Source organism: Pseudomonas sp. PVC-5-1 (assembly GCF_057444345.1).
On record NZ_CM172024.1, the window covers coordinates 581,728 to 606,939 of the forward strand.

Annotated in this window: 24 protein-coding genes and 1 riboswitch; of the genes, 3 read left to right on the forward strand and 21 right to left on the reverse strand. The window is 63.6% G+C overall.

Going from position 1 to position 25,212, the window contains the following annotated elements; translation table 11 throughout:
* Nucleotides 1-131: 131 nt before the first annotated feature.
* The 4 genes from dxs to ribB form a co-directional block, all read right to left on the reverse strand.
* Nucleotides 132-2,027, reverse strand: a complete 1,896-nt coding sequence (dxs, locus tag AC2T3R_RS02645) for a 1-deoxy-D-xylulose-5-phosphate synthase (protein WP_024086183.1) — start codon at nt 2,025-2,027, stop codon at nt 132-134.
* Between the two features lie 177 nt (nt 2,028-2,204).
* A complete protein-coding gene (ispA, locus tag AC2T3R_RS02650; protein ID WP_039614624.1) occupies nt 2,205-3,092 on the reverse strand; it encodes a (2E,6E)-farnesyl diphosphate synthase in 888 nt (295 codons plus the stop codon).
* Entirely contained in the window at nt 3,089-3,331 is a 243-nt protein-coding gene (locus tag AC2T3R_RS02655; RefSeq protein WP_003255380.1) for an exodeoxyribonuclease VII small subunit, read from the reverse strand. Before AC2T3R_RS02655 ends, ispA begins: the two co-directional genes overlap by 4 nt.
* A 197-nt stretch (nt 3,332-3,528) precedes the next feature.
* Nucleotides 3,529-4,179: a 3,4-dihydroxy-2-butanone-4-phosphate synthase gene (gene ribB, locus AC2T3R_RS02660; RefSeq protein WP_061303931.1), complete on the reverse strand. Its 651-nt coding sequence runs from the start codon at nt 4,177-4,179 to the stop codon at nt 3,529-3,531.
* A gap of 80 nt (nt 4,180-4,259) precedes the next feature.
* Nucleotides 4,260-4,401, reverse strand: a riboswitch (FMN riboswitch).
* 91 nt (nt 4,402-4,492) lie between these two features.
* Between ribB and AC2T3R_RS02665 the strand changes: the two genes are divergently transcribed.
* The 3 genes from AC2T3R_RS02665 (at nt 4,493) to AC2T3R_RS02675 (ending at nt 6,737) form a co-directional block, all read left to right on the forward strand.
* Complete coding sequence (locus AC2T3R_RS02665; protein ID WP_486744602.1) at nt 4,493-5,698, forward strand: RtcB family protein; 1,206 nt, start codon at nt 4,493-4,495, stop codon at nt 5,696-5,698.
* Nucleotides 5,699-6,073: 375 nt separating this feature from the next.
* Nucleotides 6,074-6,316, forward strand: a complete 243-nt coding sequence (locus AC2T3R_RS02670; RefSeq protein WP_085721427.1) for a hypothetical protein — start codon at nt 6,074-6,076, stop codon at nt 6,314-6,316.
* A 157-nt stretch (nt 6,317-6,473) separates the two neighbouring features.
* A complete protein-coding gene (locus AC2T3R_RS02675) occupies nt 6,474-6,737 on the forward strand; it encodes a DUF3077 domain-containing protein (protein WP_085617830.1) in 264 nt (87 codons plus the stop codon).
* A 105-nt stretch (nt 6,738-6,842) separates the two neighbouring features.
* On the opposite strand, the gene AC2T3R_RS02680 is transcribed toward AC2T3R_RS02675, so the two are convergent.
* The 17 genes from AC2T3R_RS02680 to exaC all read right to left on the reverse strand — a co-directional run bounded on the left by AC2T3R_RS02680 (nt 6,843) and on the right by exaC (nt 25,028).
* Complete coding sequence (locus tag AC2T3R_RS02680) at nt 6,843-7,520, reverse strand: c-type cytochrome (protein WP_486744603.1); 678 nt, start codon at nt 7,518-7,520, stop codon at nt 6,843-6,845.
* A 9-nt stretch (nt 7,521-7,529) separates the two neighbouring features.
* The gene (locus tag AC2T3R_RS02685) at nt 7,530-8,477 is read right to left on the reverse strand and encodes a copper resistance protein B (RefSeq protein WP_486744604.1); all 948 of its coding nucleotides are present in this window, start codon (nt 8,475-8,477) and stop codon (nt 7,530-7,532) included.
* Nucleotides 8,467-8,790 carry a hypothetical protein gene (locus tag AC2T3R_RS02690; RefSeq protein ID WP_085665397.1) on the reverse strand — a complete coding sequence of 108 codons (324 nt, stop codon included), beginning with the start codon at nt 8,788-8,790 and terminating at the stop codon, nt 8,467-8,469. Before AC2T3R_RS02690 ends, AC2T3R_RS02685 begins: the two co-directional genes overlap by 11 nt.
* On the reverse strand, nt 8,787-10,532 hold the full coding sequence (locus tag AC2T3R_RS02695) for a copper resistance system multicopper oxidase (RefSeq protein ID WP_486744605.1): 1,746 nt from the start codon (nt 10,530-10,532) through the stop codon (nt 8,787-8,789). The genes AC2T3R_RS02690 and AC2T3R_RS02695 overlap by 4 nt, the downstream gene beginning before the upstream one ends.
* A gap of 366 nt (nt 10,533-10,898) precedes the next feature.
* Entirely contained in the window at nt 10,899-12,095 is a 1,197-nt protein-coding gene (locus AC2T3R_RS02700) for an ABC transporter permease (RefSeq protein WP_486744606.1), read from the reverse strand.
* The gene (locus AC2T3R_RS02705; RefSeq protein WP_410953618.1) at nt 12,095-13,306 is read right to left on the reverse strand and encodes an ABC transporter permease; all 1,212 of its coding nucleotides are present in this window, start codon (nt 13,304-13,306) and stop codon (nt 12,095-12,097) included. Before AC2T3R_RS02705 ends, AC2T3R_RS02700 begins: the two co-directional genes overlap by 1 nt.
* The gene (locus AC2T3R_RS02710; protein ID WP_039614639.1) at nt 13,306-13,992 is read right to left on the reverse strand and encodes an ABC transporter ATP-binding protein; all 687 of its coding nucleotides are present in this window, start codon (nt 13,990-13,992) and stop codon (nt 13,306-13,308) included. The genes AC2T3R_RS02705 and AC2T3R_RS02710 overlap by 1 nt, the downstream gene beginning before the upstream one ends.
* Nucleotides 13,989-15,140: an efflux RND transporter periplasmic adaptor subunit gene (locus tag AC2T3R_RS02715; RefSeq protein WP_486744607.1), complete on the reverse strand. Its 1,152-nt coding sequence runs from the start codon at nt 15,138-15,140 to the stop codon at nt 13,989-13,991. Before AC2T3R_RS02715 ends, AC2T3R_RS02710 begins: the two co-directional genes overlap by 4 nt.
* Before the next feature lie 433 nt (nt 15,141-15,573).
* Entirely contained in the window at nt 15,574-16,275 is a 702-nt protein-coding gene (locus tag AC2T3R_RS02720; RefSeq protein ID WP_015268796.1) for an XRE family transcriptional regulator, read from the reverse strand.
* A gap of 369 nt (nt 16,276-16,644) precedes the next feature.
* Nucleotides 16,645-17,172, reverse strand: a complete 528-nt coding sequence (ppa, locus tag AC2T3R_RS02725) for an inorganic diphosphatase (RefSeq protein ID WP_003255365.1) — start codon at nt 17,170-17,172, stop codon at nt 16,645-16,647.
* Between the two features lie 93 nt (nt 17,173-17,265).
* The gene (locus AC2T3R_RS02730; protein ID WP_013970691.1) at nt 17,266-18,081 is read right to left on the reverse strand and encodes a M90 family metallopeptidase; all 816 of its coding nucleotides are present in this window, start codon (nt 18,079-18,081) and stop codon (nt 17,266-17,268) included.
* A 9-nt stretch (nt 18,082-18,090) separates the two neighbouring features.
* Nucleotides 18,091-18,738: a DedA family protein gene (locus AC2T3R_RS02735; protein WP_015268798.1), complete on the reverse strand. Its 648-nt coding sequence runs from the start codon at nt 18,736-18,738 to the stop codon at nt 18,091-18,093.
* Nucleotides 18,739-18,989: 251 nt separating this feature from the next.
* The gene (locus AC2T3R_RS02740; RefSeq protein WP_003257044.1) at nt 18,990-19,448 is read right to left on the reverse strand and encodes a GNAT family N-acetyltransferase; all 459 of its coding nucleotides are present in this window, start codon (nt 19,446-19,448) and stop codon (nt 18,990-18,992) included.
* 108 nt (nt 19,449-19,556) lie between these two features.
* On the reverse strand, nt 19,557-20,375 hold the full coding sequence (gene eutC, locus AC2T3R_RS02745; protein ID WP_061303939.1) for an ethanolamine ammonia-lyase subunit EutC: 819 nt from the start codon (nt 20,373-20,375) through the stop codon (nt 19,557-19,559).
* Between the two features lie 8 nt (nt 20,376-20,383).
* Nucleotides 20,384-21,778, reverse strand: a complete 1,395-nt coding sequence (locus AC2T3R_RS02750) for an ethanolamine ammonia-lyase subunit EutB (RefSeq protein ID WP_486744609.1) — start codon at nt 21,776-21,778, stop codon at nt 20,384-20,386.
* Between the two features lie 46 nt (nt 21,779-21,824).
* Nucleotides 21,825-23,273 carry an ethanolamine permease gene (eat, locus tag AC2T3R_RS02755; RefSeq protein WP_410953615.1) on the reverse strand — a complete coding sequence of 483 codons (1,449 nt, stop codon included), beginning with the start codon at nt 23,271-23,273 and terminating at the stop codon, nt 21,825-21,827.
* A gap of 234 nt (nt 23,274-23,507) precedes the next feature.
* Nucleotides 23,508-25,028 carry an acetaldehyde dehydrogenase ExaC gene (exaC, locus tag AC2T3R_RS02760; RefSeq protein WP_012270312.1) on the reverse strand — a complete coding sequence of 507 codons (1,521 nt, stop codon included), beginning with the start codon at nt 25,026-25,028 and terminating at the stop codon, nt 23,508-23,510.
* Between the last annotated feature and the right edge of the window lie 184 nt (nt 25,029-25,212).

The window sequence follows — 25,212 nt, forward strand, 5'->3', positions numbered from 1 at the left end:
TTCTGCTAGGGCTGCGCCCTCGATCGCTGGCAAGCCAGGCTCCTACAGGGATAGCGCATGGCTTGAGGCTGGCGCGGTCGAGGTGGGAGCTGGCTTGCCGGCGAAAGGGCCGCAAAGCGGCCCCCAAGGGATTACAACCCGAGCCTGGCCATCCGAGCCTTCACCGAAGCCTCGATCCCAGCCGCATCCAGCCCGCACTCAGCCAGCATCTGCGCCGGCTTGGCATGCTCGACATAGATGTCCGGCAACCCCAGGTGCAGCAGCGGTTTCACGATCGCCTGGCTGGCCAGGAACTCACCCACAGCCGCACCGGCACCGCCCATGATGGCGTTTTCTTCGATGGTCACCAGCAGCTCATGGCTTGCGGCCAGTTCCAGCACCAGTGCCTCGTCCAGCGGTTTGACGAAGCGCATGTCGACCACGGTAGCGTTGATCTGCTCAGCCACCTGCATGGCCTCGGCCAGTTGCACGCCGAACACCAGCAAGGCGACTTTCTCGCCCTGGCGACGGACCACGCCCTTGCCGATTTCCAGCGGCTCCAGGTCACCGCTGATCGGCGCGTTCGGGCCGGTGCCACGCGGGTAGCGCACAGCCGCCGGGCCGTTGTACAGGTGGCCGGTGCTGAGCATCTTGCGCAGCTCGTTTTCGTCGCTTGGGGTCATCACCAGCATGCCCGGGATGCAGCGCAGGTATGACAGATCGTAGCTGCCCGCGTGGGTCGGGCCGTCTTCGCCGACCAGGCCGGCGCGGTCGATGGCGAACAGCACGTCAAGATTCTGTACCGCCACGTCGTGGATCAGCTGGTCGTAGGCGCGCTGCAGGAAGGTGGAGTAGATCGCCACCACCGGCTTGCTGCCCTCGCAGGCCATACCGGCCGCCAGGGTCACGGCATGTTGCTCGGCGATCGCCACGTCGAAGTAACGCTCCGGGTAGCGCTCGCTGAACTCGACCAGGTCGGAGCCTTCCTTCATCGCCGGGGTGATGCCCACCAGGCGGTTGTCGGCGGCAGCCATGTCGCACAGCCACTGGCCGAACACCGCGGAGTATTTCGGGCCGCTGGCTTTCTTCGGTGCGGCGGGTTTGTCGGCCGGCTCCAGCTTGGTGATGGCGTGGTAGCCGATCGGGTCGATCTCGGCCGGGGCGAAGCCCTTGCCCTTCTTGGTCACCACGTGCAGGAACTGCGGGCCCTTGAGGTCACGCATATTCCGCAGGGTGGCGATCATGGTCGGCAGGTCGTGGCCGTCGATCGGGCCGATGTAGTTCCAGCCCAGTTCTTCGAACAGCGTGCCCGGCACCAGCATGCCCTTGGCGTACTCCTCGGTGCGGCGGGCGATTTCCCAGGCGCCTGGCAGGCGCGACAGCACTTTCTTGCTGCCTTCGCGCATGCTCGCGTAGGTGCGGCTGGAGAGGATCTTGGCCAGGTAGTTGGACAGGCCGCCGACATTGCGCGAAATCGACATGTCGTTGTCGTTGAGGATCACCAGCATGTCGGCGTTGACTTCCTGGGCGTGGTTCAACGCCTCGAAGGCCATGCCGGCGGTCAGCGCGCCGTCACCGATCACAGCGATCGACTTGCGGTCGCTGTTCTGCAGGCGGGCGGCAATGGCCATGCCCAGTGCAGCGCTGATCGAGGTGCTGGAGTGGCCGACGCCGAAGGTGTCGTACTCGCTCTCGCTGCGGCGCGGGAAGGCGGCGATGCCGTCCTTCTGGCGCAGGCTGAGCATGCGGTTACGGCGCCCGGTGAGGATCTTGTGCGGGTAGGCCTGGTGCCCCACGTCCCACACCAGCCGGTCGTCGGGGGTGTCGAAGACGTAGTGCAGGGCGATGGTCAGCTCGATGACACCCAGGCCGGCACCAAAATGCCCACCGGTCTGACCCACGGTGTAGAGCAGTTCCTGGCGCAGTTCGTCGGCCAGGGTCTCCAGGTCGGCTTCGGCCAGCCGGCGCAGGCCGGCAGGCGTGTCAGCGCGGTCGAGCAACGGCGTGACCGGGCGTTCGCGGGGGATCTCTTGAAACGTCGTGGGCATCAGGCGAGTCGTTATAGGTGTGTGAAGACGCGGCAGTTTACCCCATTGTAGGAAATACTGCCCATTCAACCACGGGTTACGCGGCCCCTGTGGGAGCGGGTTCACCCGCGAATGCGGCGGTAAACTCAACATCGCATTCGCGGGTAAACCCGCTCCCACAGGGATTGGTGTCGTTGCTTAATTGCGGCGTTCGACGATGTAACGCGCCAACGCCCGCAGCGGTTCGGCCTTTTCGCCGAACCCTTGCAGTGCGACCAGCGCCTGGTCGCGCAGTTCGATCGCATAGGCCTTGGCCGCTTCCAGGCCCAGCAGCGCCGGGTAGGTCGGTTTGTCACGGGCGATATCGGCCCCTTGGCGTTTGCCCAGGGTGGCGGTATCGCTTTCCACGTCGAGAATGTCGTCCTGCACCTGGAAGGCCAGGCCGATCGCCTGTGCATAGGTCTGCAAGGCATCCAGTTGCGCCTGTTCGGCGCGGGCGCTGGCCAGGGCGCCGAGGCGCACGCTGGCTTCGATCAGCGCGCCGGTCTTGTGCCGGTGCATGAACTCCAGCGCCTGCTGGTCCAGCTTCAGGCCAACCGAGCCCAGGTCGATGGCTTGGCCACCGACCATGCCTGCCGGGCCGGCAGCCTTGGCCAGGGCCTGGACCATGGCCAGGCGAATGCTGTCAGCCTGCGGGCTCAGACGCGGGTCGAGCAAGGCGCTGAAGGCCAGACTCTGCAAACCGTCGCCGGCGAGGATCGCGCAGGCTTCATCGAAGGCTTTGTGGGTGGTCGGCTGGCCGCGGCGCAGGTCGTCGTCATCCATGGCCGGCAGGTCGTCATGCACCAGCGAGTACGCGTGGATCAGTTCCACCGCACAGGCTGCGCCGTTGGCCTGTTCGGCCGGGGCGCCCAAGGCTTCGCAGGCCGCATAGGCCAACAGCGGACGAACGCGTTTGCCACCGTTCATCACGCTGTAGCGCATGGCGGCGTAAAGGCGTTCGAGTTCTTTGGTCGGGGCGACGAACAACGGTTCGAGGGCGGCGTCGACCCGCGCCTGGCAGCTGGCCTGGTAGGTGCCGATCATGCTTCCGGCTCCGCGTCGAAGGGCTGAGCAGCCAGTTCGCCATCGCGTTCCAGCAGGATTTGCACCTTCTGTTCGGCCTGGGCCAGGGCACCCTGGCAATCGCGGGTCAGGGCGATGCCTTGCTCGAAGGCGGCCAGCGACTCTTCCAGCGACAACTCGCCGTTCTCCAGGCGCTCGACCAGTGCTTGCAGGTCTGCGAGGGATTGCTCGAAATCGAGGGAGGCTTTTTTGCGGGCCATGGCGACTGTCTCGGTGGCATTCAGAACGGCGCGACACTAGCAGAGCGGGGCGGGGGGAGCAAACTTCAGGGGCAACGCTGTTGGTTTCAAGGGCCCTTTCGCGGGCTTGCCCGCTCCCACAGGTACATCACAGTCTTCAAGACCTGTAGTGCACCTGTGGGAGCGGGCAAGCCCGCGAATGGCCCCAAGGTGGCCTGTCAGGCTGGCTCTGCTTCCAGCTCCAGCATGGCCTCACGGTACCGCGCCAGTTCCTCGATGGTCAGCACCGGCAGATTGTATTGCCGCGCATACACCGCCACTTGCTCGCCACGGGCCATCGTGCCATCGGGGTTCATCAGTTCGCACAGCACTGCCGCCGGGCGCAACCCGGCCAGGCGTGCCAGGTCCACCGAGCCTTCGGTGTGGCCACGGCGGGTCAGCACCCCGCCATTGCGGGCGCGCAGCGGGAATACATGCCCCGGGCTGACGATATGGCGCTGCTCCGCAGTAGAGCGCAATGCCGCGCCAATGGTGGTGATGCGGTCCTGGGCGGACACCCCGGTGGTAATGCCTTCCGCCGCCTCGATGGTGACGGTGAAGCCGGTGCCATGGCGGGCCTGGTTGTTCTGCACCATGGGTGCCAGTTGCAGTTCGTCGACGGTGGCCTCGTCCAGGCACAGGCAGACGATGCCGCTGCAATCGCGAATCATCATGGCCATGGTCTGCAGCGAGATGTTCTCGGCGGCGGCGATGATGTCCGCTTCGTCCTCGCGGTCGTCGTCGTCGAGCAGCAGCACAGGGCGCCCGGCCCGGAAGGCGGCGATGGCGGCGCTGACATTGGGGAATTGCGGGTGGTGCGTGGTGGACATGAAACGCTCCTCGTGAATGATCGATGAACGTCTCGGGGCGAACAAAATGCGCGCGCAGGGGCGCCCGGATGGCCCCTGCCTGACGCCTTCTTTCATCCGGACTATGACCGTCGGCTCTGGAGTCTCACCAGATCTGCTGACCCCCGACATGGCCGGGGCGCTCGCGGGCTCATCTTTCGATTTACCGCCGGTGGGGACTTTCACCCCGCCCTGAAGACCCGCCAAGCATACAGCACATTGCCACCTCGCTGGCAACCCACGGCTCTACGACCTTTGGCGGTATCATTCGGCTATGCATTCGAGGAACAACCCCATGGACATTCTCCAGGTCGCCGGCGGCAAGCCGGTCAAGTTGTGGACCGACGGCGTACCGGTGGAAGACGACGCCCGCAAGCAACTGCTCAACACGGCCAGGATGCCGTTCATCTTCAAGCACCTGGCAGTGATGCCGGACGTGCACCTGGGCAAGGGCTCGACCATCGGCAGTGTGATACCCACGGTTGGCGCGATCATCCCCGCCGCGGTGGGGGTGGATATCGGCTGCGGCATGATCGCCGCGCGCACGTCGCTGCACGCCCGCGACCTGCCGGACAACCTGCATGGCCTGCGCAATGCCATCGAGCACGCCGTGCCGCATGGCAAGACCTTCGGCAAACGTGACCAGGGCGCCTGGGCCGATGTGCCAGCCAAGGCGGACAAGGCCTGGGGGCAGCTGGCCGGGCGCTTCAAGGCCATCACCGACAAGTACCCGCGGCTGGAGAAGACCAATAACCGCCATCACCTGGGGACGCTGGGCGGCGGCAACCACTTCATCGAGGTGTGCCTGGATGAGGCCGACCGCGTCTGGTTCATGCTGCACAGCGGCTCCCGGGGCGTGGGCAATGCCATCGGCAACCTGTTCATCGAACTGGCCCAGGCCGACATGCGCCAGCACCTGGTCAACCTGCCGGACAAGGACCTGGCGTATTTCGAGGAAGGCAGCCGCCATTTCGCCGACTACGTCGAAGCGGTGGAGTGGGCGCAGGATTACGCCAGGCAGAACCGCGAACTGATGATGCTGGCGGTGGTCGGTGCGGCTCGCAAGGCGCTGGGCAAACCGTTCGAGGCCAGCCTGGAAGCGGTGAACTGCCACCATAACTATGTGCAGCGCGAGCAGCATTTTGGCCGAGAGGTGCTGGTGACGCGCAAGGGGGCGGTGTCGGCGCAGCAAGGGCAGTTAGGCATCATTCCCGGCTCGATGGGGGCCAAGAGCTTCATCGTGCGAGGGCTGGGCAACGAGGAGTCTTTCTGTTCCTGCAGCCATGGTGCCGGCCGGGTGATGAGCCGGACCAAGGCCAAGAGCCGCTTCACCGTGGAAGACCAGCGGCGGGCCACGGCGCATGTGGAATGCCGCAAGGACAAGGAGGTGATCGACGAGATCCCCATGGCCTACAAGGACATCGATGCGGTGATGCGCGCGCAGCAGGACTTGGTGGAGGTGGTGCACACCTTGCGGCAGGTGGTGTGTGTGAAGGGCTGACGGGTTTACCGAGATATCCCTTCATTCGAGCCGTGGTATGACTTCTGATAATCAGATTTTTCCCGTTGCGCGTAGGCCATTTCTGAAATAGCTTCCTAGCGCCCTTGAGCCATTGCGGTGGTGTTCCTGGCGGCCTAGTGTGGCCCTGTCGTTGCCAAATCAGCGACCGGGCCTGCAAGCCTGTCCAGAGCAAAATGCCGATCACCGATGCCAATGGCATGCCATTGCGCGCGCTTAATGGTGGCTGCGTACGGGAGGTTTTCGAACCTGCCGGATTTTGCTCTCTGCCGGTCTTGCAGACCCGTACGTGGCTGCCACCCATCACACTGCAAGTCATGAGTGGCAGCTCTAGCCAACCTAATAGAGAGTGTCACCATGCTTAAGATTGTTCCTGATCCACCCCACGATATTCATTCCCTTGAAGACACCCTGATCCAGGCCACGGACTACGTGCTGTGCGCCACAACCGTGGTGCATCAGGCAATGTTGTTGCAGCCCAAGTCGCCAGCGTCGATTTTGATGATGACGTCGATGCATGAACTGGAGACGCTGCGGGCTTTGCTGGAGTCGGCATTGATTCAGGTGCAGATGCCCACTGGGCCCAGGACTTTGCACTAGGGCATAAGCAATGTGTTGCCTGTTCCGACCTCTTCGCGGGCACGCCCGCTCCCACAGGATCTTCACAGTACTCAAGACTTGCACAGTACCTGTGGGAGCGGGCGTGCCCGCGAAAGGGCCAGAGCAAGCAGTCGAGAAATTTCAGGGGGATTCAACAATGACCACAGAAGACACCCAGTTCACCGTCGGCAAAACCACCTTCTACCAGGGCGAACACGGCACCCATCCACTGTTCCGCATCGAGCCCGGCATCCCCTGCCGCGATGCCCGCGAGCAGTCCTCAGAGTTGATGGGCTATGTCCGCGAACTGACCATCACCGGCCTGATGGATGAGAAACCGATGATGATCTGGGCTGCGCACTACCTGAGTGCGATGGCCAAGGCGCTGATGGATGATGCTGAGTTGGGCATGAAGCAGTGAGTGCTTGCCTTCAGTTCGCATGAGGGCCGCAAGGTGTTCGCCTTGGCAATTTCAGCGCCTATGAGACCGAGCGCCGCCCGCGCGGCGCTCGGTCGTAACCTGCCTTCAGTCTTTATGCATGTGCTGCTTGCCATCGCGATGAGTATGGGCCTTTGAATGCCCCTCATCATGCTGGCTTGCGCCCGAGGCCTGCTCACCATGATGGCCAGGCACGTTGCCGCGGTGCTGGCCTTCATGGTTGTGCATTTCACTTTCGCCACCACCATGCTGGTGGCCGCCACTGGCCGCGACCATCGTTTTGTACTGCTGGGCGTTCAACTGGGGGAGCTGATCCAGGAAGGCGACGATGCCCCAGATGTATTCATCGCCCATGCTCTTGCCCCATGCCGGCATGCCGGAGGCCTTGATGCCGTGCTTGATGATCCAGAACGCCGCAGCGGGGTCGCCACCGATCCCGCTTTTGGTCAGGTTGGGGGGCGATGGATACAGAGCCTGGCTGAGCTCGGTCTTCTCGACGCCAGGGGCAAGGTGACAACCGATGCACATGGCGTTGTAGTTACCGGCGCCGGCACCAATCAGCGTTTCATCTTTCAGGTCCGGCACCTCGATGTCCCTGGCCCGTACTGCGATCGAGCGGTCCCGTGCCATGGCCAGAAAGGCATGCACGGCGGGGAAATGGGGATCATCGGCCCCGACGTTGACCAGGCCGGAGTACGCAGCACCCAGCACGGCCACGCTGGCCACCGCGCCTGCTGCAACAAGCGTTGTTATTGTTCTTTTCATGTCTGGTTCTCAAAACCACATGCGGATACCGGCCACGAAACGCGCTTCATCCACATCACCACCCTCGTCGCGGACGAAATCAGCGGTTTTGCCGTAGGAGCGGTTCCAGGTGACGCCGATGTAGGGGGCGAACTGGCGGACAATTTCATAGCGCAGGCGCAGCCCGACTTCGGTATTGGCCAGGCCGGAACCCACTCCGCGCCCAGGGTCGTTCTTGCCATAGAAATTGGCTTCAGCGGTCGGCTGCAGGATCAGGCGGTTGGTCAGCAGAATGTCGTAGTCGCCTTCCAGGCGCGCGGCAGTCTGGCCGTTCTCGCCAATGAACGCGGTGGCTTCGGCTTCGAAGTCGTAAAGCGCCATGCCCTGGATACCGAACGCCGCCCAGGTCTGGGGGGATTCAGGCTTGAAGTCCTGGCGCACCCCGGCAACCACATCCCACCATGGGCTGATCGAGCGGCCGTACAGCAGCTGCAATTCGGCATCCTCGGTGACACCGTTGGTGCGTTCACCTTCGGAGCGGATCCACAGCCGGTTGATATCGCCGCCTACCCAGCCAGAAGCATCCCAGGCCAGCGTGCTGCCTTCATCCGCATCCTGGTACTCGAGCTGATCCAGCAGGAAGAAGCTGTTGATAGCACTGTCGTGCATCTGATGCCCACCCAATGGGGGGAAGGCTGCCTGGCGGTCGGCATCGGTCAGCACCGGGATCGGGGTACGGCTGGTCGTCGGCGTATCCGTCGAGCCGTGGTTCATTTTCGAATGATCCATCGCTTCATGGTTCATGGCTCCATGATCCATGGCCCCATGATCCATGCCCGGCATGCTGCCATGATCCATCTTGCCGTGGTCCATCATCGAATGGTCCATTTCTTCAGCGGCGAAGCTGGGCGCAGCGCCCAGCACGCCGAGCGAAACGGTCAATGCCAGCAGCGATGGTCGTGCCAGGCTATTGAGCATCTTTCCCTGCCTCGGCTTTGTCGCTGCCATGGGATTCCATCATCTTGCCGTGGTCCATGCCTTGCATCGAGCCATGGTCCATACCCTTCATCGAACCGTGGTCCATGCCCTTCATGGCGCCATGATCCATGCCCTTCATCGAACCATGGTCCATGCCTTGGGCACCCTTGGCTTTTGCGGCATCGGCAGGCTGCTGATTGTTGTCGCCGGACCACGACGACGGGGCATAAACGGCAAACAGGCCGGCCATTGCAGCAGAGAGGAAAAACGCGCTTCGTTTCATTGGTTTGCTCATCTCGGATCTCCAGTTCATTCGTCCACACGGACTTCGCGGAACATGCCCATTTCCATGTGGAACAGCAGGTGACAGTGATAGGCCCAACGTCCTAAAGCATCTGCAGTGACGCGGTAGCTTCGTTTTGAGCCAGGCGGCATGTCGATCGTGTGTTTGCGCACCATGAAGTTGCCGTTCTCATCCTCCAGGTCGCTCCACATGCCATGCAGGTGGATGGGGTGGGTCATCATGGTGTCGTTGACCAGGGTGATGCGCAGGCGCTCGCCATACTTGAGGCGCAGTGGCTCGGCATCGGAAAACTTGATGCCGTCGAAGGACCAGGCGAACTTTTCCATGTGGCCGGTAAGGTGCAGCTCGATTGTGCGACCAGGCGCGCGGCCGTCCGGGTCCGGGAAGGTGCTGCGCAGGTCCGCATAGGTCAGCACACGGCGGCCGTTGTCACGCAGCCCGATGCCCGGATCGTCCAGTTTTGGTGTCGGGGTCATGGTCTGCATGTCGACCAGCGGGTTGTTGCTCTCGGAGTCTGGGTGGCTCTGCATGGGCGCGCTGGTATCAGCCATGTCGCCATGGTCCATGCCGGCCATGTTGTCGTGGTCCATGCCTGCCATGCTGCCGTGGTCCATGCCAGCCATGCCGCCATGATCCATGCCCATATCGCTCATGGAAATGGTCGGCCGTGGATCGACAGCGGGAACAGGGGCCTGCAAGCCCTCGCGAACCGCCAGGGTGCCCCTGGAATACCCGGTACGGTCCATGGATTGGGCGAAAATGGTGTAAGCCTGCTCGCTTTCGGGTTCGACGATGACATCGTAGGTTTCGGCAACGGCAATGCGGAACTCGTCGACCGAAACGGGCTTTACATGCTGCCCATCCGCCGCGACAACCGTCATCTTCAGGCCGGGAATTCGCACATCGAAATACGTCATGGCCGAGCCGTTGATGAAGCGCAGGCGGATTTTCTCGCCCGGCTTGAACACGCCCGTCCAGTTACCGTCGGGGGCCTGGCCGTTCATCAGGTAGGTGTAGGTGTAGCCGCTCACGTCAGCGAGATCGGTGGGGCTCATTTTCATCTCGGCCCACATCTTGCGGTCGGCTACTGCGGCGGACCAGCCCATTTCGCTCACATCGTTGACGAAATCGCCCACCGTGCGCTTGTGGTAGTTGTAGTAGTCGGACTGCTTCTTGAGCTTGGACAGCACCCGTGCAGGGTCTTCATCCGTCCAGTCGCTGAGCATGACCACGTAGTCCCGGTCATAGGTGAACGGCTCAGGTTCTTTCGCATCGATGACCAGGGCACCATACACCCCGACCTGCTCCTGGAAACCGGAGTGGCTGTGGTACCAGTAGGTGCCGTTCTGCTGGACCTTGAACTTGTACTCATACATGCCGTCGGGGGCGATGCCATGGAAGCTCAGGCCCGGCACGCCGTCCATGTTCGCCGGCAGGATGATGCCGTGCCAATGGATGGAGGTGTCCTGCTGCAAGCGGTTGCGCACACGCAGCGTGACGGTATCGCCTTCGCGCCAGCGCAGGATGGGCCCGGGTATGGAGCCGTTGATGGCCATCGCGGTGCGCGCAGCGCCGGTAATGTTGACCGGCAGCTCACCGATGTAGAGGTCGAAGTCGGTGCCGCTCAGCACACTCGGTTGGCCCGGGCTGGTCACGGCCCAGACCGGCGCGCGCCACATGCCAAGCCCGCCAAGCAGTCCGGTAGCGGCAAGGCCTTTGACGAAGGAGCGTCTGGTGGTTTTGCTTTGCATGCCGTTGCGTCCAGTCAGTCGAAAAGTTGCTGGTATTCAGGCGGTTGAACGCCCCAGCCGTGGGTCGAGAAGCCCCACAATCTTCCTTAACGCTAGCGGACCTGCGCTGTCAGCTGGCTGAGCTTCAGATTACTTTTCTGTCAGCTTGTGGTGGGTCAAATTCAGTAAGCGCGCCTCCCATCCTATGGGAGCGGGTTCACCCGCGAAGAATGCGACACGGTGTATGGCACCGGCTTTGCCGGTGTTCGCGGGTAAACCCGCTCCCACAGTGCCCTGCGAAATCTTTGGGTTATGTATTCTGTGGGAGCGGGCGTGCCCGCGAAGGGCTGCAAAGCAGCCCCATCAAGGGGCTCTTTGGCCTGGCCGCTACTCGATGCGCAGCGCCGCGACCGGATGCAAGCGAGCCGCCCGCACGGCCGGTGCCAGGCCGGCGAGAATACCGAGCAGCGCCGCCAGCAGCAGCGCCAGCAGCAGAAACAGCGGTTGCAGCGCCAAGGGCAGGCTCGGCATGGCCAGGTGCAGTAGCCCCAGCAGCAGGCCCATCAACAGCAGGCCAAGCAGGCCACCGGCCAGGGACAGCAGCGTCGCTTCAGCGAGAAACAACCCAAGTACCTGCCGCGGACTGGCGCCAATCGCCCGCAACAGGCCGATTTCTGCCGTGCGCTCGCCCACAGTGGTCGTCATGATGGTGAGAATGCCGACGGCGCCGACCAACAGCGAAATGCCCCCCAAGGCACCAATGGCCAGGCTCAGGGTGCCGAGAACGCGGTTGAAGCTGCGCAGCATGTCGTCCTGGGTGGTCAGGCTGAAGTCCTCCGCACCGTGTCGTTCGCCGAGCACCTCGCGAATCTGCCGGCTCAACGCCCGTGAAGTGGTACCGGCGCCAAACACCACATGGGCTTTGACCACCCCGGTGCGGTTGAACAGGCTTTCCGCCCAGTCCACTGGGATGTAGGCGATATCGTCGAGGTTGAAACCGAGCAACTGGCCTTTCTCCGCCATCACGCCGATCACCCGGAAACGTACGCCGCCGACGCGGATCAGCTCACCCAGCGGGTTGCGCGCCCCGAACAGCTCGGTACGCAGCTGATGGCCGAGCACCACATAGGGCGGCGAACGGCCGTCACGGGCCGGGGGCAGGAACTCGCCCAGGCTCAGTTGCATGCGCCAGGCCTGCGCCATCTGATGGCCGCCACCGAGAATGTCGCTGCGTCGGCTCAGTTGACCGAACTGGATATTCCCGCTGCCCTGAATGATCGGCACCGCCGCCTCGACATGCGGCAAGCGCCGCAGGGCGTCGGTGTCACTGATGGTCAGTGGCCGCACGCTGCCAAGCAGGCCGCCGAGGCCGCTGGTCTGGGTCTTGCCCGGGCGCACGGTGATGATCCGCGTACCAAACTGCGAGAAGTTCTCCAGCACGTAGCCGCGCACGCCTTCGCCTATGGCCGTGAGCAGCGCCACGGCGGCTATGCCGATCGCTACCCCGAGCAGGGTCAGCAGGCTGCGCAGCGGGCGGCAGGTCAGCGCCGAGCTGGTCAGCCGGAAACCATCTTGCCAGCGCATCAGTGCGCCCCCGGCGGGCGTAGCGCCGCCACCGGCTCCAGCGCCGAGGCCCGAGCGGCAGGCAGCCAGGCGAAAAGCAGCGCCGTGCCGAGTGCCAGCAGCACGGCGCCAACCCGCGCCCACCAGGGGGCATAGAGCGGCAGATCGAACGCCAGGCGCCCCAGCCAGAGCAAGGTTTCGGCCAGCAGCAGCCCTGCCAGTGCCCCTGTCAGGGCCAACAGCGCCGCCTCGCCGAGGAACAGCAGGCGCAGCTGCGCCGCCGTCACGCCTATGGCTTTGAGCAGGCCGATCTCGGCGCTGCGCTGGCTCACTGCAATCCAGGTCACGTTCATGATCAGGATGCCTGCCACCAGCAGGCTGATCGCGGCAATGCCAGCCACCGCCAGGGTCAGCACCGCGAGTATCTGGTCGAAGGCGCTGAGCAGGCTGTCCTGGCTGACCAGGGTGACGTCCTCCTCACCCTCGTGGCGCTCCTTGAGCGTGGCGAGTATCAGCTGCTTGCTACGGTCGAGAAAGCTCGGACCATGCACCTCGACAAACACCCGCGACAACCCCTCGCTATTGAACAAGGCCTGGGCGCTGGCCACCGGGATGATCAACATCTCGGCGAAATCCATCCCCAGCGATTCGCCCCGCTCGCCGAGAATGCCAACCACCCGGAAGCGCCGGTCGCCAGCGCGCAACCATTCACCCAGGGCCGGGCGAGCCCCGAACAGCTCGCGCCGGAGTTTGCCGCCGATCACGCAGACGGCTTCGGCCTGCTCAGGGTCCAGCGTCGGCAGGGGTTGGCCCTGGACGACCGTCAGTTGGCGAATGGCGAAGAAGTCCCGGGTGGTGCCCAGCGTCAGCACCTCACGATTGCGGTTGCCGACTATCACCTCCATCTGCCCGGCCTGCTGCGGCGCGACCCGGCGGATGCCCGGCAACCGGGTGATGGCCTGGACATCCTGCAAGGTCAACTCGTGTGGCGTCAGGCCGGTGAGCGGCGGCATTCGCCCGGTGGTTTCCTTGCGCCCCGGGAAAACGATGAGGATGTCGCGCCCGAGCAGCGAGAATTCGTTCAGGACGAAGGCCCGCGCCCCCGCGCCAAGACCGGTGAGCAGATTGACCGCGACCACCCCGATAGCGATGGCCAGCAGTAGCATCAGGCTGCGTGAGCGATGCCCGCGCAAGGCACCTAGCCAGAAGCCCAGGGCATCGGCAGCGCGCATCAGGCCAGCGCCCACTGCGGCGCAATACTGTGGATCCGCCCGTCACGCATGTGCAGCTGGCGCTGTGCACGGGCGCCCAGGTTGGCATCGTGGGTCACCACTATCAGGGTCAGGCCCTCGCCGTTGAGCTCCTCCAGCAGGCTGAAGACCTCGGCGCCGGCTTGGCTATCGAGATTGCCGGTGGGTTCGTCGGCCAACAGCAGCGCCGGTTGCATGACCATCGCCCGGGCGATCGCCACGCGCTGGCGCTGGCCACCGGACAGCTCGGCCGGGCGGTGGGCAATGCGCTCGCCCAGCCCCAGTCGTGCCACCAATTGGCTGCTGCGCTTGCGCCGTTGTGCCGCACCAATGCCGGCGAGGACCATCGGCAGCTCGATGTTTTCCAGCACCGTCAGCCGTGCGATCAGGTGGTAGGACTGGAACACGAAACCTATCAACCGGCTGCGCAACTGGGCGCGGCGCGCCTCGCTCAGCGCCGCCGTGGCCTCGCCCTGCAGCCAGTATTCGCCGGCGCTCGGCGCATCGAGCAGGCCGAGGATGTTCAGCAAGGTCGACTTGCCCGAGCCCGACGGGCCCATCACCGCCATGTAGTCACCGGCGGCGATGTCCAGGTCCAGGCCATCCAGCCCCATCACCTGCTGTTCGCCCAACTGGAAGCTGCGGCTACCGCCGCGCAGGCGGATCATTTCTCGGTCTCCGCGGCATCCACCGGGATCACCGCCACGGTATCCTTGAGCCCTTCCTGCTCGTGGCTGGCGACTATGCGTGCGTCCTCGTCCAGCCCTGCAAGCACCTCGGTCCAGCGCCAGTTGCTCAGCCCGGTTTGCACCTGCACCTCGCGCAACACCCGGGCGCTCGGGTCATATCGCAGCACACGCTGCCCCTCCAGCAGGGTCTCGGTGGGGATGCGCAAGGCACCCGCGTGCTGCTCCAGGAGGATCTCGACATCGGCGCTATAGCCGGTGAGCAGGGCCAGGTCTGCCGGCGGCTGGTCGAAGCGCACCTCGACATCGACGGTGCGCGCCTGCTTCTCCAGTTCGCGCACATAGGGCGCGATGCGGCTGACGCGGCCGGTGAAATGCTGACCACGGAAGGCATCCAGGCTGATCCGTACGGCGGTTCCTGGGTGAACCCGGGCAGCGTCCACCTCATCGATCGGTGCTTCTACAAACAGGCAGCTGTCGTCGATCAGGTCGACTGCCGGCGGCGTGGGAATACCTGGCGGGGAAGGGGTGACGAACTCGCCGAGTTCGCCGTTGATTTCTGCGACGATGCCGGCGAATGGTGCACGCAGAGTTGTCTGTTCCAGCAGTGAACGCTGCAACTGCAGGCTGGCGTCGGCCTCGCGGATCAGCACGGCACTGGCACTGCACATCAACTTCGCCAGGTTGGCCTTGGTCGTGGCCTGATCGAGGCGGTCGGCGGCAATCAACTTGCGGTCGGCCAACTGGCCGAGGCGATCAAGGTCGCGCCGGTCCAGCAGAGCTTGCTGGCAGCGCTGTTCGCGGCTGTTGCGCTGGGCCTCCAGCCGCGCCTCGGCCTCCTGCAGCCTTGCCTGTTGCTCGTCCTGCCGAAGCCGCATGAGCACCTGACCCGGCTGGACCCGCTGGCCCTCGCTGACCAGCAACTCGGCAACCTGGCCGCCGACATTGAAGGACAGGTGCGAGCGTCGACAGGACTTCAGCGTACCCGCGCGCGTGTTGGCCACCACCGTCTCAACCGGCCCCCGCTCAACTTCCAGCAGCCTGACCTGCACTGGCTGCGGTCGACTCAACCAGCCGCCCAACACCACGAGACAAGCCAGGATCGACGAGCCAATCAATAATTTGCGCATGGACTACACCTCCTCCCATATGGCTTGAGCCTAGATCAGGAGGGTGAAAGCTCCACGCGAAACGCCATTTATCCGACGATTTTCGGATGAGTGTTAGCATGGTGTCAGATAAATGGCGAATGAGATTTTTTTCGCTCACGCAACGGCCATTCCCCGGCCATGGGAAGGCTGCAGAAAGTCTCAGAGGATGAGAATGGCGGGCATTAAAAAGCCGGCTTGTGGCCGGCTTCTCGGGGACGCTTCCGACTAATTTATGGTAAGCCGCAATCGCCTTAACAGTGTGGCCATCAAGGGCCTGAAAGAGATGGCAGATGCCCGTGTGGGATATCGCCGAGCCCTCTGGACCGCGGCTTGCGCCGGTCGGGGCTGAATGTGGGGCGTAGCATACAAGGGCGCGCGCAGGATGCCCAGCAAAAAATGGCACAGGTTTGTTTCAGTCAGGCCGTTGCTGGCGAAAATGCGACCAGTGGAACACCCAGCCCAGGATCTTCAGCCCTTGTGTCTGGCGCTGGGCGGCGGTGTAGCGTTCGACCGCATAGTTGCGCCGATCATGGCTGTGCAGGTACAGCGTGCCGTGCTGGCCGAGGCTGAGGTTGTTAACCCTGAGCACGCCGTTGTGCAGCAGGGCATAGGTTTCGCCCTCGACCACCTGGGTCATGCCCAGGTCGATGGCCAGGGTAGCTTGCAGCGGAATCAGCGGGGTCATGTTGCTGGCGGGCATGGCCAGGCAGATGGCGTCGTCGGCATGCACTCCCAACCCTTTCAGGGCTTTTGCGGGCAGGCACAGGTGTTTGCCGGCCACGGGCGACAGCAGGCCGTTGTGCAGCTCGTAAAAGGGCACCTTCAATGTACGGCCGCCTTGCGCCGATAGCGGCGTGGGCGGGTTGGCGGGCGCCGGCCCCGGTGGGCAGGTGCGCAGGATCGGGTTGTGGTGTTTGGGGCCTTCGCCCGTGCGCAACCAGCGACGATGCACGCAGAACAGGTCCGCCATTTCGTCCAGCCGGGCCAGGGGCACGCCGCGCTTGAGCCAGTTGTTGACGTGCTGGGGCGTGACGCTGCGCTGGGCGGCGAAATCGGAAGGGGTCAGGCCACATTCGTGGAGGAGGGCTTTGAGTCTGTCACCGGATGTGTTCATGGCGGCGAGTGTAGCGGCGGGGTGCCAGCAAGGATATGAACCGGATGTTGATGGGGCTTGTGTGAAAAGCGCCTGTTTGTAGGGCGTTGGAGTAGGACTGCGTAGGATTTTTTACTCTCCCAAGCAAGTGCGCGGTTCCTGTGGGAGCGGGCGTGCCCGCGAAGAGGCCAACGCGGTGGCTGGCACCGGCTGCGCCGGTGTTCGCGGGCACGCCCGCTCCCACAGGGATCGCGCCAGCATTTAGAATTTGAGCAAGGCAGTTGCTCCCACAAAAGTGCTGCGCAGGAAGGTCATCCAGTGTCAGGGCGACCAGCCATCCATCAGGCATAAAAAAACCCCGCCGAGGCGGGGTTCTTCATGCAACCGGCATCAGCCCTTGTAGGCAGCAACCGATTTGGTGATCGCGGCGCGGGCGGCGTCAGCGCCTTCCCAGCCTTCGATCTTGACCCACTTGCCCTTCTCGAGATCTTTGTAGTTGGCAAAGAAGTGCTCGATCTGCTGGATCAGCAGGGCTGGCAGGTCGGTGTATTCCTTCACGTCGACATACAGTTGCGACAGCTTGTCGTGAGGAACAGCGATGACCTTGGCGTCGCCGCCGCCGTCGTCGGTCATGTTCAGCACGCCGACCGGACGGGCGCGGATAACCGAACCTGGGGCTACCGGGTAAGGGGTAACGACCAGCACGTCCAGCGGATCACCGTCATCGGCCAGAGTGTTCGGGATGAAGCCGTAGTTGGCTGGGTAGAACATCGGGGTAGCCATGAAACGGTCGACGAACAGGGTATCGCTGTCCTTGTCGATCTCGTATTTGATCGGCGCGTGGTTGGCCGGGATCTCGATGGCGACGTAGATGTCGTTCGGCAGGTCTTTGCCCGCCGGAATCTTGCTGTAGCTCATTGGGCAGTGCCCCCGTGTTTGACCAAAAAAGTGGCGGCGATTATAGGCACATTCTGCATGGGCATGCCACGCCTGGCCTGATGTGCGGCCCCGTCAGGCGTGGCTTTCGCGGTATTCCGGGTGTTCGGCCTGCAGCCGGCACAGGCGCGCCAGCGGGTCTTGGCGGTAGAACAGCGACAACTGGCGGTAGACCTGTGGATAAGCCTGTTGCAGCAGGTCGGGAGCACTAAAGAAGTACTCGCTGGTTACGGCAAAGAATTCTGCGGGGTTCTCTGCGGCATATGGATCGATGGCGGTTTCGGCGTCGGGGTTGGCGTCCAGCTGGCGGTTGAGGTCGTCATAGGCCTGTTGCATGGCGGTTGCCCATTCATCCACGGGCATGCCGCTGTGCAGCGGCGGCAGGCCATTGGCATCACCATTGAGCATGTCGAGCTTGTGCGCCAGTTCATGGATAACCAGGTTGTAGGCCTCCCAGCCACCACTGGCCAGCACGCCGCTCCAGGCGAGGATGATCGGGCCCTGCTGCCAGGCTTCGCCGCTGTGCTCACCGTCCCACACGTGCTCCACGCCACTGGCATCGCGGTGGCGCTGGGGGCTCTTGAAATCGTCGGGGTAGAGGATGATTTCGTGGAAACCCTGGTACCAGTTCAGCTCGCCCAGGTGCAGCAGCGGCAACTGCGCCTGGGCCGCCAGCAACAGGCGCTGCTCGTCATCCGGCTCGACGCCGGGCAGGCAGGTGAGGTGCTTGTCGAGCAGGAACAGGATGCAGGCTTCACGCAGCCAGCGATCCTCTTCGTCAGTGATGCCGTCCAGCATTGGCAGGCGCTCGCGCACGGCCTGCCATTGCTGGGGGGTGATGGGATAGCGCGCCAGGGTGCGCTTGCGCCGCCAGGCGCTGAACGACCACATCGGCAAGTTTCAGTGCGCTTTGGCCGTGCGGCCCAGACGGCCACGCAGCAGGCCGAGGATCATCGGTACCAGCGACAGGATGATGATGCCCACCACCATCAGCGACAGGTGCTGTTTGATGAATGGCACGTTGCCGAAGAAGTAGCCCAGGGTCACCAGGCCGCCGACCCACAGTAGCGAACCGGCGACGCTGAAACCGAGGAAGCGCGGGTAGTGCATGTGGGCGATGCCGGCGACGAACGGCGCAAAGGTGCGCAGGATGGGCAGGAAGCGCGCCATGGTCACGGTCTTGCCGCCGTGGCGTTCATAGAAGTCGTGGGTACGCTGCAGGTAGTCGCGACGGAAGATCTTCGAGTTGGGGTTGTTGAACAACCGCTCGCCCGTCGTGCGGCCGATCACATAGTTGGTGCTGTCGCCGAGGATCGCGGCGGCCATCAGCAGGCCGGCCAGCAGCAACGGGTCCATGCCGCCACCGGCGGCCACGGCGCCGGCAATGAACAGCAGCGAATCGCCAGGCAGGAAGGGCATGACCACCAGCCCGGTTTCACAGAAGATCACGGTGAAGAGGATGGCGTAGATCCAGGGACCGTAGTTGGTGACCAGCAGATCGAGGTAGGCATCGAGATGCAGGATAAGGTCCAGCGGGTTGAAATCCATGTACAGCACCTGTGTTCTTGGGCGTAGGCTCGGTTACCTGCGGATGGGTAAATTTTCACACACGACAGGTGGGCCATTATACGGCTAAGTCAGGATCATGCCCGGGGAGTTTGTAGCGGGGGGTTACGGCAGGGGGGTATTCCTGTACCGGCCCTTTCGCGGGCATGCCCGCTCCCACAGGGATATCACTGCTTCCTAAGGCTGTGCTGTACCTGTGGGAGCGGGCGAGCCCGCGAAAGGGCCGGTGCAGGTCAATCCTGGCTGATCGGCAGGATATAGCTCTTGAACTCGTTATCCTCACGAAACCCGATGGATTCGTAAGTCTTGTGCGCTACCTCATTGTCCGCGCTGGTCGACACCCGCATGCGCACGGCGTTGGTTTCCTTGGCCATTTTCTTCGCCTCGCGCATCAGGTGGTCGGCCACCAGCATGCGCCGCGAGTCCTCGGCCACGTAGATATCGTTGAGAATCCATACCCGCTTCAGCGACAGCGACGAGTAGCTCGGGTACAGCTGGCAGAAGCCCAGCAGCTTGCCGTCATCATCATCGGGTAGCGCCAGGTAGATCACCGACTCATCCCGCTTCAGGCGCTTTTCCAGGAAGCTGCGCGAACTGTCGGGGTAGGGTAGCTGCCCATAGAACTCGCGGTATTTGACGAACATCGGCGTAAGCAGATCGAGGTGTTCCAGGGTTGCCTTGATGATGCGCATGTGCGGCCCTCAGAGTCCATTAGGGGAAACAGCGGATTGCCAGCAGCTTTCAAAGGCATGCTGCCCAATGCTTGGCGCAAGTGCAATCCGCCTTCCGTGACATGTTTTTTATCCTTTGCCGAGCAGGAAGTTACCTTTCTGGCCGGTGCTGTTTTCGCTCTCCAGGCTATGGACCTCGGCCTCGTCCTTCAGATTCACCCCGGAAAGCTGGCGCCGGCAGGCTTCGCGCATCAAGTACAGCAAGCGGTGCGCCGCCATGCCATAACTCAGGCCCTCCAGGCGGATGTTGGAAATGCAGTTGCGGTAGGCATCGGTCAGGCCGACCTTTGGCGCATAGGTGAAGTACAGGCCAAGGCTGTCGGGCGAGCTGAGCCCCGGGCGTTCGCCGATCAGCATCACGGTCATCCGTGCGCCCAGCAGTTCACCGACCTCGTCGGCCACTGCCACGCGGCCCTGCTGCACCAGCACCACCGGGGCGCTGGTCCAGCCGTCGGCGGCGGCCTGTTCCTCGAAGCGCGCCAGGAACGGCAGGGTGTGGCGGTGCACGGCCAGCGCCGATAGGCCGTCAGCGACGACGATGGCCAGGTCGACCCCGCCGGGGTTGGCCTGGGCATGCTGGCGCAGCACGGCAACCGAATCTTCGCTCAGCCGTCGCCCCAGGTCCGGGCGTTGCAGGTACTGGTTGCGGTCGCTGGCGGCGCTGTGCAGCACCAGGCTTTCGCGCCCGCGGTCACTCAGCTGGGTAGCCAGGCCGGCATGGTCGAAGGCCAGATGCACGGCATCGCGTGCCTGGGCGTGGGCAAACTGGAAGTCCAGCTGCGCACCGGTCGGCAGGCTGGTGCCGGTGCGGCCCAGGGCTATGCGCGCCGGGGTCAGGTTGCGCAGGGCCAGCCAAGGGTTGTCGGGGGTAGGCGTGCGGTGGTCCATGGTCATCCCTATGCAAGCTGTGCCAAGGCCTGGCGGAAGGCCGGCGGCAGGTTGTCACCAAAGCGCACCCGGCCATCGGCCTGGGTGAAGATGCCGGTGCGGGCCAGCCATGCCTCGAATTCCGGCCCGGGCTTCAGGCCCAGGGTCTGGCGTGCATACAGCGCGTCGTGGAACGAGGTGGTCTGGTAGTTGAGCATGATGTCGTCGGAGCCTGGGATGCCCATGATGAAGTTGATCCCGGCCACGCCCAGCAGGGTCAACAAGGTGTCCATGTCGTCCTGGTCGGCTTCGGCGTGGTTGGTGTAGCAAATGTCGCAACCCATCGGCACTCCCAGCAGCTTGCCGCAGAAGTGGTCTTCGAGGCCGGCGCGGATGATCTGCTTGCCGTTGTACAGGTATTCGGGGCCGATGAAACCGACCACCGTGTTGACCAGGAACGGCTTGAAGTGGCGGGCCACGGCATAGGCGCGGGTTTCACAGGTCTGCTGGTCGACGCTGTGGTGGGCGTTGGCCGACAGCGCGCTGCCCTGGCCGGTTTCGAAGTACATCAGGTTCTGCCCGAGGGTGCCGCGTTTCAGCGAAAGGCCTGCTTCGTAGCCTTCCTGCAGCACGTTCAGGTTGATGCCGAACCCGGCGTTGGCCGCTTCGGTGCCGGCGATGGACTGGAATACCAGGTCCAGTGGCACGCCACGGTTGATCGCCTCGATCGAGGTGGTGACGTGGGTCAGCACGCAGGCCTGGGTGGGGATGTCGTAGCGCTGGATGATGGCGTCGAGCATCTCCAGCAGGGCGCAGATCGAGGCGATGCTGTCTGTGGCCGGGTTGATGCCGATCATGGCGTCGCCGTTGCCGTACAGCAGGCCGTCGAGAATGCTGGCGGCGATGCCGGCTGGCTCGTCGGTCGGGTGGTTGGGCTGCAGCCGGGTCGACAGGCGCCCGCGCAGGCCCATGGTGCCACGGAACCGGGTGACCACGCGGATCTTCTGTGCCACCAGCACCAGGTCCTGCACGCGCATGATCTTCGACACCGCTGCAGCCATTTCTGGCGTCAGCCCGGGTGCCAGGCTGCGCAGGCTGTCCTCGTTGGCCTCTTCGCTCAGCAGCCAGTCGCGCAGGCCACCCACGGTCAGGTGGCTGACCGGGGCGAAGGCCTGGGCGTCGTGAGTGTCGATGATCAGGCGCGTGACTTCATCATCTTCGTAAGGGATCAGCGCTTCGTTGAGGAAATGCGTCAGCGGGATATTGGCCAGGGCCATCTGCGCGGCGACCCGTTCGCCATCATTGCTGGCCGCGACGCCCGCCAGGTAGTCCCCCGAGCGGGCGGGGCTGGCCTTGGCCATCACTTCCTTGAGGCTGTCGAAGCGGTAGACCAGGTGGCCGACCGTGTGTACGAAACTTGCCATACAGACTCTCCAGAGCCGCGGGTTGCCCCGCGGCGGGTGGCGGCGATCAGTGCAAGGCCTTTTCGGCCTTCTGGATCGCGGCGAATTCCTCTTCCGGTGTACCCGCGACCAGGTGGTGGCGGCTGTAGAAAGCAAAGTAGGCAATTAATACCGCATAGATCACTGCGGCGCCAATCACCACCCGTGGGTCTACCAGGAAACCGGCGACCACAGCGATGCAGGCCAGTACCAGTGCCAGGCCCGAGGTGAAGATGCCACCAGGGGTGCGGTATGGGCGCTCCATCTTCGGCCGACGGATGCGCAGGGTGATGTGCGCGGCCATCATCAGCACGTACGACAGGGTAGCGCCGAACACCGCCACCAGGATCAGCAGGTCACCTTGGCCAGTCAGCGACAGGGCAAAGCCAATGATCCCGGGGATGATCAAGGCCAGTACCGGGGCCTTGCTCTTGTTGGTTTCCGACAGCTTGCGCGGCAGGTAACCGGCGCGGGACAGGGCGAAGATCTGCCGGGAGTAGGCGTAGATGATCGAGAAGAAGCTGGCGATCAGCCCGGCCAGGCCGACCAGGTTGACGAAGCCGCCCATCCAGGTGCTACCGCCGTAGGCTTTGGACAATGCTTCCACCAGCGGGTTGCCGGACGCTTTCAGTGCTTCGGAGCCTGCGCCGCCAGGGCCGACCACCAGGATCAGCAGGGCGAAGGCCAGCAACACCAGCATGGCGCCGATCAGGCCGCGTGGCAGGTCACGCTTGGGGTTCTTGGTTTCTTCGGCAGCCAGCGGCACGCCCTCTACGGCAAGGAAGAACCAGATGGCATAGGGGATGGCCGCCCACACGCCAACATAACCGAACGGCAGGAAGCTGCTGGCGCCCACAGCGTCCGTTTTGGCGATGTCGAACAGGTTGGCTGCATCAAAATGGGGCACCATGCTCACCAGGAACACGGCCAGAGCGATGGCTGCGATGGCGGTGATGATGAACATCAGCTTCAACGCCTCACCCACGCCAAAGATGTGGATGCCGATGAACACGATGTAGAACGCCAGGTAGATCATCCAGCCGCCGATGCCGAACAGTGACTGGCAGTAGGCGCCGATGAACACCGCGATGGCGGCGGGGGCGATAGCGTACTCGATGAGGATCGCCGTGCCGGTGAGGAAGCCGCCCCAGGGGCCGAAGGCGCTGCGGGCAAAGCCGTAGCCGCCGCCTGCGGTGGGGATCATCGACGACAGCTCGGCCAGCGAGAAGCACATGCACAGGTACATGGTGGCCATCAGCAGGGTGGCGAGGAACATGCCGCCCCAGCCGCCCTGGGCCAGGCCGAAGTTCCAGCCGGCATAGTCGCCGGAGATGACGTAGGCCACGCCCAGGCCGACCAGCAGGACCCAGCCGGCGGCGCCTTTTTTCAGTTCACGTTGCTGGAAATAGTCCGAGCCGACTTTTTCGAAGTCGACGGAAGAGCCTGCCGGCGAGCCGGCGGAATGATCGCTTGGCATAGATTCACCTGTTGTTTTTCTTGGTGGCCGGACGGGTTCCGGGCCGATGGTGATGGGTACTGCAGGAAGCGAGCCAGAGCGGTTGGTGCTCTGGATATTGTGTTTGCAGGTCCGGCCTCATCGCCGGCAAGCCGGCTCCCACAGGTACTGCACAGGTCTGGAATCCCCTGCGATCCCTGTGGGAGCTGGCTTGCCGGCGATGGGCTGCAAAGCAGCCCCGAGGCCATCCCAGGTTTAGAAGAAGCCCAACGGATTGATGTCGTAGCTCACCAGCAGGTTCTTGGTCTGCTGATAGTGGTCGAGCATCATTTTGTGCGTCTCACGCCCGACCCCCGACTTCTTGTAGCCACCGAACGCGGCATGCGCCGGGTACAGGTGGTAGCAGTTGGTCCACACGCGGCCAGCCTTGATCCCACGGCCCATGCGGTAGGCACGGTTGATGTCGCGGGTCCACACGCCGGCACCCAGGCCGAACTCGGTGTCGTTGGCGATTGCCAGGGCTTCGGCTTCGTCCTTGAAGGTGGTGACGCTGACCACCGGGCCGAAGATTTCTTCCTGGAACACGCGCATCTTGTTGTTGCCCTTGAGCAGGGTCGGCTGGATGTAGTAACCGGTGGCCAGCGAGCCCTCCAGTTTTTCGACCTTGCCGCCGGTCAGCAACTCGGCGCCTTCCTTCTGGGCGATGTCGAGGTACGACAGGATCTTCTCGAACTGCTGTTGCGAGGCCTGGGCGCCGACCATGGTGTCGGTGTCCAGCGGGTCGCCGCGCTTGATCTGCAGCACCTTCTTCATCACCACTTCCATGAACTGCGGGTAGATCGACTCCTGCACCAGTGCCCGTGACGGGCAGGTGCATACCTCGCCCTGGTTGAAGAACGCCAGCACCATGCCTTCGGCCGCCTTCTCGATGAAGCTTGGCTCGGCTTGCATGATGTCTTCGAAATACACGTTCGGCGACTTGCCGCCCAGTTCGACGGTGGACGGGATGATGTTCTCGGCGGCGCATTTCATGATGTGCGAGCCAACCGGGGTCGAGCCGGTGAAGGCGATCTTGGCGATGCGCTTGCTGGTGGCCAGTGCTTCACCGGCTTCGCGGCCATAGCCTTGCACCACGTTGAGCACACCAGGTGGCAGCAGGTCACCGATCACTTCCAGCAGCACGGTGATGCCCAGCGGGGTCTGTTCGGCTGGCTTGAGCACCACGCAGTTGCCGGCGGCCAGTGCCGGGGCGAGCTTCCAGGCGGCCATCAGGATCGGGAAGTTCCACGGGATGATCTGCCCGACCACGCCCAGTGGCTCATGGATGTGGTAGGCCACGGTGCCTTCGTTGATTTCCGCGGCGCCGCCTTCCTGGGCGCGGATGCAGCCAGCGAAGTAGCGGAAGTGGTCGACCGCCAGCGGAATGTCGGCATTGAGGGTTTCGCGGATCGGCTTGCCGTTGTCCCAGGTTTCGGTAATGGCCAGCAGTTCGAGGTTCTGCTCGATACGGTCGGCGATCTTCAGCAGAACGTTGGAGCGGTCCTGCACTGAAGTGCGGCCCCAGGCGTCGGCCGCAGCGTGGGCTGCATCCAGGGCTTTATCGATGTCTTCGGCAGTGGAGCGAGGGAATTCAGCGATCAGCTTGCCATTCACCGGGGAGGTATTTTCGAAGTACTGCCCCTTTACCGGAGGAACGAACTCACCACCGATGTAGTTGCCGTAGCGGCTCTTGAAGGAAACCTTCGCGCCTTCGGTACCGGGATGTGCGTAACGCATGGTGTGTCTCCTGGCTATTGTGTTTGTTAGGGAGTTGGAAAGCGTAGAGCAAAGGTTGGGCCAGCGTTTCGAGCGCCAGGAAAATCAATGACTTGGCTCGGTTCTTTGGGCCTGGCCCACGATCTCTGTGCCAGCGCCGGTACGCGCGGGGGTGACACTTTGTGCCATTTGCGACACGTAACCG